The 18,120-nt window shown below is 53.0% G+C and carries 11 protein-coding genes and 2 pseudogenes; 5 read left to right on the top strand and 8 right to left on the bottom strand.

Annotated features, from left to right (window positions below; translation table 11 throughout):
• Positions 1-144 precede the first annotated feature (144 nt).
• A complete protein-coding gene (locus NZ705_03550) occupies positions 145-1,200 on the top strand; it encodes a branched-chain amino acid ABC transporter permease (protein ID MCS7292033.1) in 1,056 nt (351 codons plus the stop codon).
• Between the two features lie 2 nt (positions 1,201-1,202).
• Here NZ705_03550 and zwf read toward each other — a convergent pair whose 3' ends face one another.
• Positions 1,203-2,735, bottom strand: a complete 1,533-nt coding sequence (gene zwf, locus NZ705_03545) for a glucose-6-phosphate dehydrogenase (protein ID MCS7292032.1) — start codon at positions 2,733-2,735, stop codon at positions 1,203-1,205.
• A gap of 130 nt (positions 2,736-2,865) precedes the next feature.
• On the opposite strand from zwf, the gene NZ705_03540 reads away from it, so the two are divergent.
• Positions 2,866-3,642, top strand: coding sequence for a hypothetical protein (locus NZ705_03540; protein ID MCS7292031.1), 777 nt, complete (start codon positions 2,866-2,868; stop codon positions 3,640-3,642).
• A 5-nt stretch (positions 3,643-3,647) separates the two neighbouring features.
• On the opposite strand, the gene NZ705_03535 is transcribed toward NZ705_03540, so the two are convergent.
• The 7 genes and pseudogenes from NZ705_03535 to NZ705_03505 all read right to left on the bottom strand — a co-directional run bounded on the left by NZ705_03535 (position 3,648) and on the right by NZ705_03505 (position 15,519).
• Complete coding sequence (locus NZ705_03535; GenBank protein ID MCS7292030.1) at positions 3,648-5,699, bottom strand: DEAD/DEAH box helicase family protein; 2,052 nt, start codon at positions 5,697-5,699, stop codon at positions 3,648-3,650.
• Between the two features lie 455 nt (positions 5,700-6,154).
• On the bottom strand, positions 6,155-6,529 hold the full coding sequence (locus tag NZ705_03530; protein MCS7292029.1) for a hypothetical protein: 375 nt from the start codon (positions 6,527-6,529) through the stop codon (positions 6,155-6,157).
• Positions 6,530-6,541: 12 nt separating this feature from the next.
• Positions 6,542-8,977, bottom strand: a complete 2,436-nt coding sequence (locus NZ705_03525) for a site-specific DNA-methyltransferase (protein ID MCS7292028.1) — start codon at positions 8,975-8,977, stop codon at positions 6,542-6,544.
• A 436-nt stretch (positions 8,978-9,413) separates the two neighbouring features.
• Positions 9,414-11,714, bottom strand: coding sequence for a VIT and VWA domain-containing protein (locus tag NZ705_03520; protein ID MCS7292027.1), 2,301 nt, complete (start codon positions 11,712-11,714; stop codon positions 9,414-9,416).
• A gap of 77 nt (positions 11,715-11,791) precedes the next feature.
• Positions 11,792-13,027 (bottom strand): annotated as a pseudogene (gene csx2, locus NZ705_03515) (TIGR02221 family CRISPR-associated protein).
• Positions 13,028-13,045: 18 nt separating this feature from the next.
• Positions 13,046-14,392, bottom strand: a complete 1,347-nt coding sequence (locus tag NZ705_03510; protein MCS7292026.1) for a TIGR03985 family CRISPR-associated protein — start codon at positions 14,390-14,392, stop codon at positions 13,046-13,048.
• Positions 14,392-15,519, bottom strand: coding sequence for a hypothetical protein (locus NZ705_03505; protein MCS7292025.1), 1,128 nt, complete (start codon positions 15,517-15,519; stop codon positions 14,392-14,394). The genes NZ705_03510 and NZ705_03505 overlap by 1 nt, the downstream gene beginning before the upstream one ends.
• Positions 15,520-15,612: 93 nt before the next feature.
• On the opposite strand from NZ705_03505, the gene crn3 reads away from it, so the two are divergent.
• From crn3 to NZ705_03490, 3 genes and pseudogenes are all read left to right on the top strand, one after another.
• On the top strand, positions 15,613-16,521 hold the full coding sequence (crn3, locus tag NZ705_03500; protein ID MCS7292024.1) for a CRISPR-associated ring nuclease Crn3/Csx3: 909 nt from the start codon (positions 15,613-15,615) through the stop codon (positions 16,519-16,521).
• A 52-nt stretch (positions 16,522-16,573) separates the two neighbouring features.
• Positions 16,574-17,560 (top strand): NYN domain-containing protein, encoded by a 987-nt coding sequence (locus tag NZ705_03495; protein ID MCS7292023.1) that lies wholly within the window; start codon positions 16,574-16,576, stop codon positions 17,558-17,560.
• Positions 17,561-17,565: 5 nt separating this feature from the next.
• Positions 17,566-18,024, top strand: a pseudogene (locus NZ705_03490) (HD domain-containing protein).
• Positions 18,025-18,120 lie beyond the last annotated feature (96 nt).

Below are 18,120 nucleotides of genomic sequence, written 5' to 3'. Positions count from 1 at the left end.
CAGCGGGGCGACCGCTTTTCATAGTGTTTTCATAATTGCGGGAACGACCGTGGAGTCGCGGGAGCTGGTCAGGGCGTTACGGGAACCGGCTAGGCGAGACGAGGGCTTGGGTAAAATGAGTCTGCTGGGTCAAAAGCGGTCGGCATGGTCAACTATCTCATTTTTCTGGCGCTCAACACCGGGATTTTTGCTCTGTTTAGTCTGGGGTTGAATTTGCAGTGGGGGGTGACGGGACTCATCAACTTTGGCCATGTGGCGTTTATGACGATTGGGGCCTACACCACTGTGTTGCTTACGTTGCAGGGTGTGGCCTGGGGATGGGCAATGCTGGTGGGGATGGGACTGGCGGCGCTTTTGGCGGTGATATTGGGTTTCACCACGCTGCGGTTGCGGGAAGATTACTTGGCGATTCTCACCATTGGCGTGTCGGAATTGGTGCGCTTGATTGCCCTAAATGAACAGTGGTTGACGCGCGGGGCGCTGGGGCTATTTAGCTATCCGTTGCCTTGGCTGGAGAACTGGAGCCGCTGGCCGGCTCTCTTGCTGTGGACGGTCCTGTTCGGCGTGAGTGTGCGGCAACTGGGCTACGGCTTGCGGATTCCGCTGCGCTTGCAACGGGCATTAGCAGCAACGGCTGGAGCGCTGGTTATCGCGCTGTACATTGCGGGTCTGGTGGCCCTAGCGCAGGGGGACTACAAGGTGCGGTTGCTGGTATTGCTGGCGGCGGCGCTGGTGTTGACCTTTTTCATCCTGGAGCGGTTGAGCCATTCTCCCTGGGGCCGGTTGCTCAAGGGGATTCGCGAGGACGAAACGGCGGTGCAGGCCCTCGGGAAAAATGTATTCATCTACAAACTGCATAGCTTGATTCTGGGGGGAATTATCGGCGGGCTGAGCGGTGCGTTTTACGCCTGGCAATTGACGTTTATCAACCCCGAGTCCTTTGTACCTTTGATTACATTTCAAGCCTGGATGATTGTGATCATTGGCGGGGGCGGCAACCACGCCGGAACGCTGCTGGGAGCATTGATTTTTTGGCTGTACGACTCGGTGACCCGCTTTGTGCTACCCGCCTTGCTTCCGTTGGATGGGGCGCGCCTGGGAGCCTTGCGGGTGATGATCATTGGGATATTGCTAATTCTGGTGCTGGTGTGGCGTCCTCAAGGGCTGCTGGGCAAGAAGGAGGAGCTAGTGCTGAATTGAGTTTAGGGTCGCCGCCAATGTCGCCCCAGTTCCGTGAGCATTTGCTCGGCCTCCAGAGGTCCCCAGGTGCCCGCTTCGTACTGGGGAATCGGCGTCCCGAGGGGTGTGTTGTCCCACACGTTCAACGCCGGCGTGATCACCCGCCAGGCCTCTTCCACCTCATCGGCGCGGGTAAACAGGGTCTGGTCCCCTAGCAGGCAATCCAGCAGCAGGCGCTCGTAGGCCTCGGAGCTGGCCATGCCAAAGGTCTTGCCATACTGAAAATCCATATGGACCGAGCGCGCCCGCAACTCCGGCCCCGGCATTTTCGCTTCAAAGCGCAGGGCAATGCCCTCATCAGGTTGGATGCGCAGCACCAGCACGTTGGGGTTGGCCTGTTGCGCCACCGATGGGAAGATGGTGAGGGGCGGTTCGCGAAATTGGATGGCAATCTCGGTCACCTTTTTGGGCATCCGTTTGCCGGTGCGCAGGAAAAAGGGCACCCCTTGCCAGCGCCAGTTGTCAATTTGCAGGTGCATGGCCACGTAGGTCGGCGTCACCGATTCGGGATGCACCTTTGGTTCCTGGCGGTAGCCCACCACCGGTTTGCCATGTATCCAGCCCGCCGTGTACTGCGCCCGCACCGCCGCTTTGCTCAGGTTAAAGCCCTGGTGAGCCAGGCGAGTTGCCTGCAGGACTTTTACTTTCTCGTTGCGGATGCTATCGGCACTGAGGGAGCTGGGAGGCTCCATCGTGGTCAAGCACAGCAACTGCATCACGTGGTTTTGCACCATGTCCCGCAGCGCCCCCGCCGTTTCATAGTAGCCCGCCCGGTCCTCAACCCCGACAGCCTCTGCCACTGTAATCTGCACATGGTCCACAAACTGGCGGTTCCACAGCGGTTCAAAAATGGTGTTGGCAAAGCGAAACACCAACAAATTCTGGACGGTTTCTTTTCCCAGATAATGGTCAATCCGATAGACCTGTTCCTCGTGACACACCTGCTGTACCACCCGGTTGAGGGCCTGGGCGGTCGCCAGAGTCCGGCCAAAGGGTTTTTCAATCACCAGGCGATGCTTGCGTGGGTCATTCAACAAGCCGGCGGCCCCCAATTGGCGAATCGCTTCGGGGAAAAAGTTAGGTGAAACCGCTAGGTAATAGGCCCGGTTGCCCAGAGTACGCCGCTGGGTCTCCAACTCAGTAATGAAAGCTTTCAGAGACTGGTAGCTGTCGGGGTTGTCCATGTCGCCTGCGTGGTAGAACAACCCCTGGGCAAATTCGTCCCACACCGCTGGGTTTTCGATGCCGCCCCCAAATTGTTCGACACCTTCGCGCATCTGTTCCCGGAAGTAGTCATGGCTCCAGGGCCGGCGTGCAAAGCCAATGATGGTGGTTTCGGGGGGCAAGCGGCGTTGCACTCGCAGCTTATATAGTGCCGGTACGAGTTTGCGCTGGGTCAGGTCCCCTGACGCTCCAAAAATCACGATGAGAAAAGGTTCTGGCAACCGCTCCTGCTGCAGACCCACCCGCAGCGGATTTTCCCGCAATGAGATCATTGGTCTCTCTCACGCCCCTTCTAGCTTTAGATTAGCTAGGCCAGTGCCGTCACCCGCCAGATTACAGAAAATCTCAAGGTGGGCGGCGGGTCATGCCACAATGGGCGGTGGGGGTACGTCGTTGGCAACCATGAGGCTTTCCAAGCTAGATTGGCCGCAACCGTTGCGCCGCTGGTTGAGCGAGCCACTGGTGTGGTGCTTCGGAGTATCGCTGCTGGTCCACAGCGGGCTGTTGTACGGCTTGCGACAGGTGGACGTTTCCCCTGAACCGGTCGTCCTGCTCCCGCCACCCATTGAAGTGACGCTGGTGGACCCGCCTGCGCTGGCGACCAAACCCCAGCCGATTGTTCCGCTTGGTGCTCCGTTGCCGCCGCCACCGCCGGTCTTGGGGCAATTGCCGCCGAGTCCAAATCTACCGCCGTTGCCACCACCACCTTCTTCGGCTCCTGCGGTGAAACCATCAGCCCTCCGTCCAGTTCCAGTGCAACCGACGCCCCCACCACCTGTACCCTTGCCGCCGCCAGTGGATACGCCCACACCCCGACGGGAAACCTTTGACCCCGCCAATACCAGCACGAGCGATGGCCTAGCCAATCTCAGCCGTTGGATTGCCCGCCTGCAACCCGAACTGAGTCGGTCTCCTCAGCTTCTGCGGTTGACGGAGCTATTGCCCACCCAGGGTTGCCCGTGGGAGCAGGCCGGCCCGACTGTTTGGGGCGTCCTGGTGAATCCCCAGGGTGAGTTGGCTGAACCACCCGAACTGTTGCGCTCTTCCGGCTACGCCACCCTGAACCAAAAAGCCCGCCGCCTGGTGACTGGCTATGATTTCAAAACCTACGCCGCCGAAACGCCCCAAGCCCTTATGGTGGAGGTGGCGTGGGAAAACACCTGTTCAGGAGCGGAATAAAACGCTCAATTTCCATCATCCAAAAGGTGGCCATAGGTCACCAAATAAAGGTGCAACTTGCTCAAAAGTTGACGGATGCTGGGCACAGGTTGGGCGTTGTGCAGTTGGAAATAATCCCGCGCCCGATTTAATACCTTATGCAGTAAGCGAATCTCGCAGGGTTGGTAACCGTGAGCAGCCCAGAGAATGCGTGGGTCTACGTGAGCTACGTACCTTTGCAGCCGATGCAGGTCTTCTGGCGTGATGGCAAAAGGCGACAGATTCTGCGGCAGTTTGGGCGGTGACAGTACTCTTTTGACTCGCTGGTTGAAGGACGATACCGGTTGCTGAACTGCATCTAGTGTTGCCAAGATGTGGTGCATGGCCGGTCGAGATGCAGCGCAAATGAACAGTGTTTCGAGTGGTTCGACCCAGTGAGAGTCAGCTACCTGAGCTTGTAAATGCGGATGTTTTTCCAAGCGCCCACGCACACCCGGAGCGGGCGAGATTCGCACCCCACGCCCGATTGACTGCAACACAAATTTTCGCGCTTCCTGCTGTTTGCCAATGTTGACGTACAGCGCGATATTGGGCCGACTGGAATCCCACCCTTCATAGAACATCCGAGAACCAAGCAGGATATTGATAGGTGAGTCTTCCTGGTTCAGGGACGCAAAAAATGTTTGTTCCTGCACTGATTCCAAAATCTCGACACCCCGCAGCTGCTTTTGCAACCAGTTCTTTGTCTCCCCAATACGGATGAGCGCATAAGGCCGTTCCCCCGTCTTCAGCTTCAGGGCCATTTCCCGCTGGTCCTGCGCTGAAATAATTACCTCCGTCAGGCCAGGACTCTCAGCGTGATAGACGTGCTGGAGAATGTCCTGCAGTTGGAAAGTGGTCAACCATGTAACCCTGGGTGGGGCCACATGCTTTTCTCCACTGAAGGGAGTGCTAAGGCTTTGCAAATGCTGGACTAACATGCGTTTGGCCTGTTCCAGACAGGTTGGGGGCACCTGGCCCCGTCCCACGCGCTCCAGCTCCCGGAAAAACAATTCCAAATCTGAATTTGCCGCCTGAACCGAGTTAACAAAGACCACCAGCAACGGCGAGTGATAAGGAAGTGATACTGGTAATTCCGCCCGGATACGCTTGAGGTAAGTGAGCAACAAGAGCGCCTGCAAAACAATTTCCTGTTTTCGTTCATTGGTGTAATCACCTGCAGAATAAGCACTTGTGTCGTCCGGCAAGATAGCAATATGCTTTCCATATCCCTGTCGGACAAACTCCGAGAGATTCAGATTGTAGATGGTCGTCAATTGGTCTTTAGGGTCCGTGAAGGTGGCGCTGAAGTTAAACAAAAATCCATTACGACTCATGATATTGAAAATTGCCTTGCGAAGTGAGTCCTTACTATCTCCCCGGTGCGCTTCATCCAGGATGATATACCAGCGACCGCCATTTTCATAGTTGCGAAAATCCAGTTCTTTTTGCTTTTGCTCAAGAGTTAAGTGGTCGGCATTAGCAATAAATACCGTGACGGCCCGGCTTGGTAGTGACGGCTGGAAACGCTTAATTTCTGGAAATTGTTTCAAATCTTCTAGCACAATCTGGTATTCAGGAAGCGCTTGGTTATATTCCGCAACATGCGCTCGGATTTGGTTTAATAATTCTTCCCGATGAGAAAGGAGCAAAATATCATTTTGGGGAATCGTCTGGTCACTCATTAACTTTGCCAGTTGCTCAACCAACTTAACGATGATCAGTGTTTTACCGCTGCCGGTTGCCATCCAAAAACCGGCCCGGTTACAGATACGCCAAAAGGGGAGACAGTTCTCCGCATCTAAGAGACCATAAGCCCGATAAAGCTGGCCAATTTGCCGCTGGGTACTGCTCAGGCGTTGCTGTTCAGGAAAACGCTCGTCATAGGCTTTGGGGTCAATGCCATTGGCAAGATAAGTGCGCCAAAGTCGTTGTTTCCGTTCGTCGGTGGAAAGGGTCAGGTCGGCATAGTATTGCCGTAAAAACTCCACAGCCGTTTCTAGAGCTTCCTGCTGGTAGGGCCACAGCGTTTTGGTCAATGAGAATGTAGATAAATTCATCTTCAAGGTGTACTAATGAGTGTTTTGAACGCTGGTAAGTCTCCGACTCGACAATAGGCATTTCTGATAGCTGTTCTCAAAATCTCTTGTCCATTCCTTGTGTGGAAAGTTTGAGGTTCAACGGTGTGAAACTTTTCAAAGTGGTCGGATTTTGCATAGGCAGTGATGAGAATGGTTGGCCATACCAATGGGTCTTCAATCACAGTTTGACGCCATAGGTCTTCCATTTCCTGTTCATAGATTTTTGAAGGTGGCGTAGACTGTGGTTTGCCACAGTAAATACGTTCATACTTTTTAATGATCGAAACGGCTTTATCCGGTAGATGTACTAGGTCTTTTGTCAAAGAGTTTTGTGGAAGAAATGCAAATAGAAAAGCCACACCATTCCGGGCGGTACTTGAGAAATAGGTAGTTGTGCGTTTGCTCCACTGGTCCTAGTCTGATCTGTTAGGTACCAATGCCGGAAAATCCATTACCTGTTCAGACGATGGGTTCTCGATTGAGTAAAAATTGGTCTTGATGTCCCACTCTAGACATCTGAATAAAAAATCGCGTTTATCCACCTGGTAGTAAGGAGTCGCTGTCGTCTCGAAATCAGCCGATGGTGCATATCGTCGGCAAAACTCCCTGACCATCCCCTCAGCAATCTTACCCTTGGCGATGTTGACAACTCGTTGTTGCAAGTCATTGATCTGCATCCGGTTGGTTGTAAAGGGCAAAGAGAGCAGGGCATAATGTACCGCAGAGCGGCAGATCTGACTGTAGACGTCCGGCTCCAGGCAAAATTCGATAACTTCTTCAGGGGACATTGGCTTTGACCTCTACCACCACAACAGTTTCAACCATTGCCTTGGACTAATTGTTTCTACTTTCGTGCCATCTTCGAGCGTTCCTCCCCGTGGGGAAAGATTTTTAATGGAAACACCCGACAGCAACGAAATAGTCTCTGCTCGGTCAATCCCCTCATAGAGTTGTTCTAGCTTTAGATTGACCTCATTCTCCTTTAACTCTACAGTGTCCAGCAGCTTGAGATGGTTCATCAGGGGTGGTTCATCACCGAAAATACTTGGATTAGGGTCATACTTACATCGCGCTAAGGTTTGCTCATACTGTTCAAGTTCAAAATACTTGAAAAAACCGCCCTTACTTTCAAAAATAACTTTTTTCATGCGCGGCAAAACAACGGTGTAGAAGTGCTCTCCCATTTCAATACCAATCCATCTGCGTTTAAGTTTGTGCGCTACCGCAACTGTGGTCCCCGAACCTAGGAAGAAGTCCATCACCACATCGCCAACTTCTGTCACGTGAGACAACACGCGCGTCAGCAGTGCTTCCGCATTTTCGGTCAAAAATCCCCAATTAGCGCTGTAGCCGGCAATATCGAGCCACACATTATCCAAAAGCACTTCTTCGCGGGGGTGAACCCAATACTTAATCCGGTCCCCTTCCCGACGGATAAACTCCAAGTTGCACCCATGCCGGTACCAGTACTGCTCCAGGGTCTCACCTGTGAAGCGGCTTTCTTCTAGGTACCGCTGGTAGTTTTCCACAGCTCGCATTGCACGCTCCCGACTCCATTTCCACTGTCCGACTTCAATGGAGACGCCTAGTATTTCATAGCGCATCGTAGGGCGGTCATAATGCTCACCCTTGTGAAAATCTACCCAAGAACCAGATGCACGCTGCTTTGGTGATGCCGGCTTAAAGAAGCCTGCAATGCGTGTATCAGGATGCCGCGTGTACCAGTAGAGATTGTCATACCCTACAGCCATTGAACGAATACCCCGGAATTGGCCCATCAATCCAGCTTTACTTGCGCCGCGTTTGACCACAATTTCATTGCGAAAATTCTCTGGCCCTAAGAGATGATTGAGCAGCAGTCGGACATAGGCATTGCCACAGTAATCGCAGCGCACAAACAAATGACCATCCGGACGCAAAAAATGACGGGCAATTGATAGACGATTTTCTAACATTGTCAACCAAGTAGCGTCTTTGTAATGAACCATGTACTGGTAGTCTGCCTCCTGGTCCTTGTTAAAGGGGGGATCAATGTAGATACACTTGACCTTCCCACGCCACTTGGGAAGTAACGTATTCAAGGCCTGGTAATTCTCACTCTTAACTAACCAGCCGTCAAGGGTGCTATCCAACTGATCAAACAGGTCTAAAATCTCTAACTCTATATCGGCAAAATAGCGTGTGTCTACCGGCAAGAATTGAAAATCACGATGCAAGTCTCGAAACAGGCTACTTGTATCCCAGATTTTGGTGGGGGTAAAATCAGCGTCAACTAATCCGAGGGCTTGCCACTCCTGCACCTGTGTTTCCATGCTAGGGTGGGTGAGTAACCGGTCAACCATCGCAGGACTCTTTGCCCAGAGCTGGTCAAGGGTAATGACATAATGAGAATGTAAAGCAAATTTTGGTTTATTCCAGATCTTGACCAGTTCATCTTCAAATGCGGCAATAAAATCAATAACCCGATATGCAACCTTTTTGAGCACTTGCAGTTGGGTGAGTCGGGTTTGGCTGAACTGGTTGTCTGGTTCCCTGAGAAGATACTGAAATAACCACAAGTCAAACTGCTCGCGCAAGAAAGATCTGGCATCCTTGCACAGAAAATAGTCTATCTCCGCTTGCCTTTCAAACAGATTAAAGGCTTTTTCTAAGTCGTCTTCATTCAGGTTGATGCCACGTGAGCGCAACATTTTTATCATACTCTTTTTGTCAGTTTTTTTACTGCCTTCGGCATAGGAGACCTGGAAGCGGATCGCGCCATCTAGACTGTCCAGGGAGTAGGTTAGCTGTCGCTTCTCATTGGCTTTTTTATGTTCCATTCGTGAGACATCAAAGTGGAGATGATAACCGTTTATTTCTAAGGTCATACTGCGAAACAATCGCTCAGTTTTGATGTAGTAAAGGCGCGACGTTTTCCAGAACAGCATAACGTCCTGGTCGTCGGTGTAGACTCGCTCGTATAGGCTCTCATGGCAGGGGGTGAAGAAAAAACCAAGCGAACCATTGGCTGAAAAATAACGCTTGAAAAAAGCATACAGCTTGTCGTAGAGTTCTTCCCGAAAAGTGGGGAAGTTTACCAGTTGTTCATCAACATACTGACGTAGCCCTGGAGCAAAAATTTCGCGGTAATAGCGAGATTTGATGCTCATGAGATTAATATAACCCGATTGTCCTTCAACGGGAACACCAATAAAAAGCTGTTCGAGTGCTTGGTAAAACAATGCTTCGTGATTCACACTCAGGGCGACCAAAACGCTTTCTAAGTATGTTGATTATACACCATTAGCTCTTTTTAGCTCATAAAAAAAATCCCGCCAGCCTAAGGCCAACGGGTTTTTTGAGATGTAGCAATGACTGCCTTAGACAAACACTCCCACCATCAATACTGCAGGGGCAGTATCAAAGTAGTCAAACAGGTGCGCACAGGGCCAAAAATGTTGCTGCATTCGGTCACAATAGTACCAGGCACCGCCATTTTCCTTTGAAGGTGTGGGTATCTTCACGCTCCTGGCTGTTTCCCTCCCAGAACTCAATCGCCTTGAGGGTAGGGACTCCCAGCAAGCGACAGACCTTTTCAATCAGTTCGTCCGTTCCAAGCACAAACGGCTCGCGGTAAACGCCCTTGCTGGGGTCGTCGTAGTACTAACCCTCACCGTCGGTGGATGGATTGGTTCACAGCCGCTCATACCACTGCCGCCAACGGGTCACTAGGTCTGCCGGTTGACTCCCAGCGCCAGGGGGTGTCAAAGCGAGTTGCTGCAACCAGCATTCTGCTTTCTGGGCCAGAAGCTGCCATTCGACCTGCCTGTGCCCAAAACGCTGCTGGAGTGCGTCTAGGGCCAACAACGTCGCCACTATTTTTTCGGCTATTTCCTTAGCAATACCAGCGTTTTTGAGCGCCGCAATCGCACGTTTTGCCTTCTTCGCTTTGTCCCAGCCCAATAACCGCATCAGCTCAGAACTCAGCGGCCAAAATCCCTCAAAATCCTGAGCGGCAATGAGCTTTGTGAACGCAGTGTTATCCGAGTCACCTGAGACGAGTGTCGTTCTGGCAGCGGGATAAGTACGATGACGGAAGTCAATATCATCATCATCGCAAAAACGGAAGTCAATACCATAGCAAGAAGTTGAAAGTTCAGCGGAGCTAACTGTAGGAGTGCCACCCCAACCTCGTGTCAGGGCAACCGGCACCCGCCGCAGTTTGATTTCCACCGTTTTATCCCCGTCGGGTCGCTGCTCGATGGCCACAAAGCTGGTTTGGGACGACAGCAACTGGTAACGACACCCCAGTTCCACCAGCGCTTCCTGACGAGCACGCGACTCGGCCTTCCGCTCCCGTTGTTGGGAACCCGTCCATTCTTGGGGATGCTCTTCCCAATCACGAATCGCGCTGCGGGCAAACAGCAGCGTAACAATCGGCGTGTCGTCTAGCTGGTTAGGGTCCACCGGCAATTCCCAGGTGTAGGTTTGTCCAGCGATAACCGCCTCCAGCCGTATTTGCGCCGGTTTCAGGGCATCCAGGCGTCCATAAACAGTCCAGCGCTGACCGCTAAACAAAGGAGGCAACACGCGGGGCGTCACGAGATTGACCGGCAAGCCACCCCAATCCAGGCGCACCTGTTGTTCAGCGTAGGGCATTCCCATGCGGGCAAATTGCTGCATGACCTTGGGTTCGATACGCTCCCCTGGAAAGATGAACTCTGCTGCCCCGTCTGTCACCCGCGCCAGCGCTCGAATGAAATACTCATTGGGTCCCCGCCCAATCCCAAAGGGAAACACACGCACCCGACCTCGATAGCGCTGCGCCAATTCGATGACCTGCGCTTCATTGCCTATCTGCCCATCGGTCAGCACAATCACCTGGCTACTGGGCAAACTGCCAGCGTGGGCCAAGGCATCTTGCAAAACGGAATAGATTTTTGTACCGCCTAAATCGGCATCCAACCGTTGCACATGGCTCGTCGCTGTCGTCAGGTTTTCTGGTGTATAGGGCTGGCTGCGGGGAAAGAGCTTTTCATAGGTTGAACCGAAGCCATAGATATTGAACTGGTCCCCCGGCTGCATGGATTTCAGGCAAAGAAGCAACGCCGTTTTCGCCTGCTGGATGCTCTCGCCGGTCATTGAAGCCGACCGATCCAGCACAAAGATGTACTCTTGGGGTGACCGAGATGAGACCTGAAATTCCGGCCAAAAACTCACCATCGCCACAAACCCATCAGACCCGATATCGCGGGCGATGCGCACCTGGGGCGCGTGTGGCTTTTGCACCGTATAGTTCAGCACAAAGTCCTGGTCCAGTTGCACCTGGTCCCCCACCAGTTCCACCTGAGCGCGACCATCGGCCAGCGTACAGCGGATGGGGTGCGAAGGGGATTCTACACTCACCAAGGGACTGCTGGTGACCACCTCCACGCGCAGCCGCATCCCGTAAGGTAAAGGACCTAGAACCGTTGGGGGATTGATGTGCATCAGTTCACTGGCTGGCGCCGTTTGCAATTGTTCCAGCGGCACATAGCGGGGGGAAATGGTCGTGGGAATCACCAGCCGGCCACCTGTGGCGTGTGTTTCCAGCTCTTGCACATAGCGAATCCGAATCACCACCGACTGCTGGGGCAACAGATTCCCCACCGAGATGGTGAAGATGTTGGGCCGGTCCTGGTCAATGAGATAGGCGCCCTGACCTTCCTTCAGAGCTTCGTCGTACTGGACAAAGGCTGTTTCTTTTTCTTCTACCCGCCCCGTGATCACCCGCTCCCCCAAGCGCACCTCAAACCCGCAGATGGCCGCCCCTTCCGGCAAGGGAAACGAGTACACCGCTTCGATAGGCTGGGATTCCACATTCTGGAAATGCTGAGAAACCGTCACCTGAGCGCCTATATCCCGAATCGTCACGTCAAAATCCACGCCCCGCAATGGAATCGGCGCGCCTTCTGGCGTTTGCAACCCAGCAGTGACAGGAGCAACGGCAAACATCGGTTACCTCCATACCCCGACAGCGAAAGACACCTTCAGCATAACCACCCTTAGAACTTGTCCCTTCCAAAATCTTGTCATTGGCAAAAGCTAGGGAAAAGCGCCTGTAAAGTCGGCAGCAGGTCGTTCAGGGCAAAGTTCTCCAGGGTACCACTGTTTAGGAAATTCTTGCGCATCTGCACATGGGCCAGGTCATTGCGGTACTCCGTCAAACAGGACCAAAAATCCGCCAGCTTTTTTGCATCGGGCACATAAGCAGCAATCGGCTGGTCCAAACCCGGACGTTCCCCATACCCAATCATTGCCTTCAGTTGTTCCTCAATCGCCTCCCGGCTATCGCGGTCAAGGTAATCCGCATACCCAGCTAGCAGGCACAGCGCCAAGATTGTCCATTCCCTAGCCAGCAACAGCGCCTGCAAGGTCAAACCCTTATCTACATACCACTGCAACAGGCGAAATTGTTTTCGGACCTGGTCATCAGGAGTTGCATTTTCACCAGCCAGCGCCAGCGGTAAATAACTCTGTTGTACTGCATCCAGCAATAATCCAAACGGCTGGGCAAATTGACCCACTTCTTGGGCAAGCTGGTCTGTCGAAACATGGACCAATTTCGGCAAATCCTCTTTGAGTAAACTCATGGGGCGCACCAGTTCCAGGGAACGCGACACCTGTTGGATAGCGGTGCCAAAGCGCTTAAGGGTTGTGGGGCGGGGGTCTTCTTTTTGTGGCCGTTGCGAGCGGTAGAAGTCCTGTTGAATGGTGTTGAGCAATTGCCCTAGTTCCACCGCCGAGCCAGTGCTAATAAACTTATCCGTCGCCGTCAACCAATCCAGCAAGCGCAGCGCCGGCGTTAGGTCAATAATGGGAGTTTTTGCCTGACCAGGCCGGTATAGACCGTAGTACAAACCTCGGATATTGACATTTTTTGCCCGGCGTAAAAAGGCCGCCCCCAGCAACACCAGGACTGGTATCGAGCGAAATGCATGAGTAATGTCAAAAATTACATTGGCATTCGCTGGAACTGCATCCACAAGAACATCGAAAATTTGCCAGATTTCTGCTTCCGTCTGACCGTCAGGAATAGCGCGAGCTTCAACAGTAATTGCAATTTGACAGTCCTTAAAACGCTGTTGTAAATGCTACCAATGCTTCTGGCGGGCTTGCTCTGTTAGTAAAAAGATTACTCGATTCACATGACGCATCAGGGCAATCGCCTCAGCTACATAACAGGTGCAGTATTTGGCTTCATCGGGAAAGTAATACGTTGTTGTATCGTACTCAGTTGTGCCTATAGTTGTGATGAGAATTGTCATGGCGTAGCCCCTATCAGATTAACGATAAAAACTCAGTTCTTTTTCCGCTTCTTGGCGCATTTGTTCCCGCAATTGCAAGGGGGCAATTACTTCGCCATTGGGCCGCCAATCCCGCAAGCGCATGGTCAAGTTCGTATCTCCTACTCGCACCCAGGCTTGGTAGTAGGCATCGTCAGGGGAGCGCTGCGCCAAAATTCGTTGCACCTGCTGTCGTTCAGGGCTGTGGCGCAGTAGAGTGGGAATTTTGTAATAATCCACGCGGCGGAAGGTGGGATGGCGTTCCGTCCCTTCGATATACCGCTGGGCAAAGGCGGGTTCAAACCGCAGAATCATTAGGGCCTTAGGAAGATAAAAATCGGTGCCCCATGCTTCTTGCCAGGCCAGTTCTACATCCTCGGGAGTCGGCAACTGGTTTTGTTTTTTCAGGCGTACCAACTCGCCAGGGATTGCAGTGTGTTTCCAGGTCAATATCTCAAATTTTTCAGACGTAACCCGGTCCATACGAAAGTTGTGCCAGCCAATCGAACCACTAGGCGTTTGACCATACGCACTGAGGTATTTAGCCCGTCGCGCATAGAACAAACACACAGGGTAAGCTACGAGACGTTGCACTCCCTTCTCTCTCGTGTGGTAATCAAAACGCACAGGTGTTATCTCAGGTGATGCCCACAACTCGTTCAACTGCTGTTGCAGGTCATCCACCTGTTCCTGCTTATTAGGCGGGAGAATGAAATCCAGATGCAAAAAGAAGCGCTTGTTTGCTGGATAATCCTGTTGCAATTCCGCTAGGACGACGGATAACCGTGGGTCCATAAAACTAATGTCATTGAGAATATCCAGGCTTTGAATAACAGATAGTGACTTCCCGTGGTTTTGGCTCGGTAATACTGGAAGACTGTCGAGAGGTAGGCGATAAAATTTAGCATAACCTCTCGTTTTCAAATAACCCAGACTCACAAGAGCGGGAAGTATTTTACGTAACGTGCGATGGGAATGACCGAATGGTTTTTCTTGCAATTTCTCCTGCCAAATATCATCCGAAAATCCCAGTGCTCTTTGCAACTCGCTACCAATCGTTTCATCAATCCAATGACTCAGGGGCAAATGACAAATACATTCCTGGTCAGGACAGGTTACAGACTCGCCTGCTGGTGGGTCATTTTTAGGATGCAGCGGCGAAAGCAACCGGTCACGAATCGCTGTATAGCTAAAGGGATTTGGTAAGTCACGAAAAAGGTCGTCTTCTTCCCCATACAGCTTGTGCAACACAACCCATAGCCGTACAGCCAGTCCCAAGCGCTCACTCAGGTGATAACCTGACAATTCATTTAGAACAGCAACGGTCAAAGGGAGGTGGAATTCCATCAGTGCAACCCCTTATCTAGCCGATCAATCACAAAGACTCCTTCTTCAAAATGACCAAAAATGCGTTTAGCATCTAAATCACTCCAAGCGTCGCATTCATGGGTCGAAGGGGGACACGGGTTCCCCCGCAGCGGTTTGAAATCCAACGATGAGGGATTGTAACGAGCTTTAGGGTCATCTAAATAGCGACTCAATTGGTCCAAGCGCTCATTGATGATTGCTTGGCGCTCAGGTGGCAGTTCATGAACCGCTTTTTGAAAGGCTTCAGAATAGCGAATCTTGGCGCTCAACGGTTCGAGTAAGCCCTGAGAGTAGAAGGATGCTTTACAACGATTCCAAACTAGTTTTCCCCACTCGGAAAGCACTGCCTGATTTCCATGGATGAATAACAGCGTTTCGGGAATTGACCGACAGTCCTCTAGCGGCAGGGTTGCACCTACCCCTAAACGCCGGAAAAGCAGCAAATGTTCTCCGATAATGCTCTCAGCATCTAGCTTGACTGGCAAACGTGGAATGCGAATCAACTCTCGTGAGTCTTGGAAGATATACACACACTCATCGGCGTAGAACATCCCAATTGTCTGCAAAAAACCGTTCACACTTTTAAAGCCGCCGGTGAGGTTAAAGACAACCTGGTATTGATGCTGGCGATAACCAGGAATGGTGTCTTCCACCCACTGCACCAACTCGGCCATGGCCACCCGAAATGCTTCCGCACTTCCTACATTTAAGTCACGGGAAATGGGGTGGACTTCTGCATGGCAACCGTGGGCTTGCAACCAGCGAGCAATCAGGTCCGCAGTCTTTTGTCCCTGGTAGGTAGCAGTAGCCAGCAACAGATGAATGTCTGTCTGAGGAGGGAGTTGCCCATCGTAATAGGCCAGAATGCCGTTGAGTTCCGCACTCCAACGCCGAACCTGATTCACGTCTGCGGATAAAATGTCCTGTTCCCGCTGAGAGAGGTACTGGTCTATCGTTTGCTTACCTGGGAAGCTTAAGTCCTGTTCACGAGCATTGGCTGTGCGTGTCAACAACGAACGAACGTGTTCACCGGCCTGGTTGGTTAAGGTGCTTGTGCCGCAAGGGGATACCATCAACGTGTATGGCATGTTCATCTCCCAAAACACTTTACATTATGTGCAGTCTGTGGCTGACTCGAAGGGTAAGTTTCCAAAAGAATTTAGGATTGATAGCGTACCCAATCCATGCATGATGAAGCAATGACATCTCCAACTGTTGTCTTACACTGGCGAGCCGCGACCACCCAGAGCGGTTTGGATTGCCAAGTCCTAGAAATTGAGCTAGTGCGTCCAGACCGGTTGATGTTTCCGGAAGATTTGGCGACCCTGCATCTTCCGAACCAACTGGACCCAACCAAGGGCGTGGTGATTAGTGGTCGCGCGCCGATTTGGCTGTACGGCTGGTTGGTTCATGCCTGTCATCACACGCGCTGGGTGGCCTGCTACGACCCGCGTTTGGGGGCCGTTGTCGTCAACACCCATCACCCAGAGGTACGCGTGGGGCAAGTGTTGCGCATAGTTCTGCCAACCCTACAAAACCGCCTAGCGCCGGCAGTGATGATTGTCGGTCCACCCCACAGCGGTAAAAGTCGTCTGGCCCATGCCCTGTTTCAAGCCCTGCTACCTGCCTGTCCAGAGGTGTACTTACAACGGGCACACTGGGATGGCGAAGGTAACTGGTTGTTGGAAATTCACGATGCCGACCAGGGAAAAATGTTGAAAGACCGGTATCGAGGTCAACCGACCAGCGAGTTTTTCCCCTGGCAGGCCCAAGCCATTCTGCAATTGCGCCGCCAAAAACAACTGGTGCTGGTGGATGTGGGGGGCAAAGTGGACCCAGCCAAACAACCCTTGCTAGAAGCCTGCACCCACTACCTAGTCGTCAGCCGCGACCCGGAAGCCATTCCTGCTTGGCATGAATTCTGCGCCGACCGGGGTAACTTACAATTGCTGGGTATTGTCCATACGTACCTAGGTCAAGGGGAACACCTGCGGCAATCAGCACTCTATCTAGAACTGGAACTTGGCTTGCTAGACGACCAACCCGTGACGGTGCCGGCTGGCCTGCTCGACCGCTTGAAGAGCTTAGCGCTGCCGTTGGAAAAGTAGTTTTCTAGTCCCTTTTATAAAAGGGATGGTTGAGTTGGAAGACTAGCGACCGATGAACAGCACAATACCAATCGGATGGTGGTGGGGCGGCGCTTTGCTGTTGACCTTATGCACGCGGCAGGTGGCCTTCGGGTTCATCCCGCTAGCAGTTCATTGGCAACGGCGGCAGATGGCCCAGGTCAGCCGAACCGTGCATCAGCAGACAAAGCAGCTCGATTATGCGCTGGCCCAACTACAACAGTTGCAAACCCAGTGCGCTCAAGTGAGCGACCTGGTCGGGCCACTAGGCCAGCAGCAGCAACGGATAGACCATCTGTTGAGCCAGTTACAGGACATGCAGAACCAGTTGGACCAAGTGGTTCTCCAAACCCGGCAGCAACGGGCAGCGATTTTACAAGAGGTTCACGATGCCCACGACCGCCTGAAGCGACTCGAACTCCAAACTGCTCCCCGGGTGGATGCTCTCGTTGCCCAACTGGACCAACTCCAGCAACAGGTGCATCAATTGAGCCAAGGGCTGGTGGTGCGCCAGGGGGTGGGCGTCTTTATTGACGGGGCCAATCTCCACGAAAGCGCCCGCCGGTTGGGGGTTGCGCTAGACTATGCGAAACTCCTGCGCCGGCTGGTGCCCTCGGATGTCCCCGCTACGGTGCATTTCTACAGCGGTCACTACCCCCACCATCCCCAGCAACGGCAACTGCACCAGGAACTCCAGCAGTTGGGGGTACAGGTGCATACCAAACCAGTTGTCCGCTTTGCCGATGGAGGTGCGAAAGCGAATATGGACGGGCAGATGATTGTGGACATGTTGACAAGTCTATTTACTCAGGTGATTCTGCTCAGTGGCGATGGCGACTTTTTACCAGCGTTGCACTGGCTCCAGCAGCAGGGGGTGCAGGTAGAGGTGGCTGCGTTTGGTCCCGATACCCACCATCAGTTAAAGAGCCACTTTCCCTTCCGGGACCTGCGCAAGCTATGTCCGCCCGGGGGTTCAGTGGTGCCTTTACCGGCCAAACAAACGGCGGCGGTGGCGGGGTGATGACCATGTTGAGCGAACGCTTTGCCCGCGCTCTGACCTATGCCCATCAACTGCACCAAAAGCAGGTCCGCAAAGGCACCACCATTCCCTATCTCAGCCATCTCCTGGCCGTCAGCGCCCTGGTGCTGGAAAATGGCGGCGATGAAGACCAGGCCATTGCGGCTCTGCTGCACGACAGTTTGGAAGATGGCCCCCGCTACAGCACCTACACTCGCGCTCAAATTGCCGCAGACATTGCCGCCCAGTTCGGTGAGCGGGTTTTGCGCATTGTTGAAGGATGCACAGACCGACAAGACGCGGACACACGGGATTGGTGGACCCGCAAGCAGGCCTATTTACACCACTTGGAACAGGTTGATGGGGACGTCCTGCTGGTATCCAACGCCGACAAGCTCCACAACGCCCAAACCATCTGGCGCGACTATCAACAGGTGGGGGAAGCTGTGTGGCAACGCTTCAGTACGGGCAAGCAGGGGACTCTGTGGTACTACCAGCGCTTAGCCGACCTGTTCCAGCGCCGTCACCCTAGTCCTCTGGCCCAGGAATTACAGGCCGTTGTG

Source organism: Gloeomargarita sp. SKYB120, assembly GCA_025062155.1.
GTDB lineage: Bacteria > Cyanobacteriota > Cyanobacteriia > Gloeomargaritales > Gloeomargaritaceae > Gloeomargarita.
This window is presented reverse-complemented; position numbering and strand designations above follow the sequence as displayed.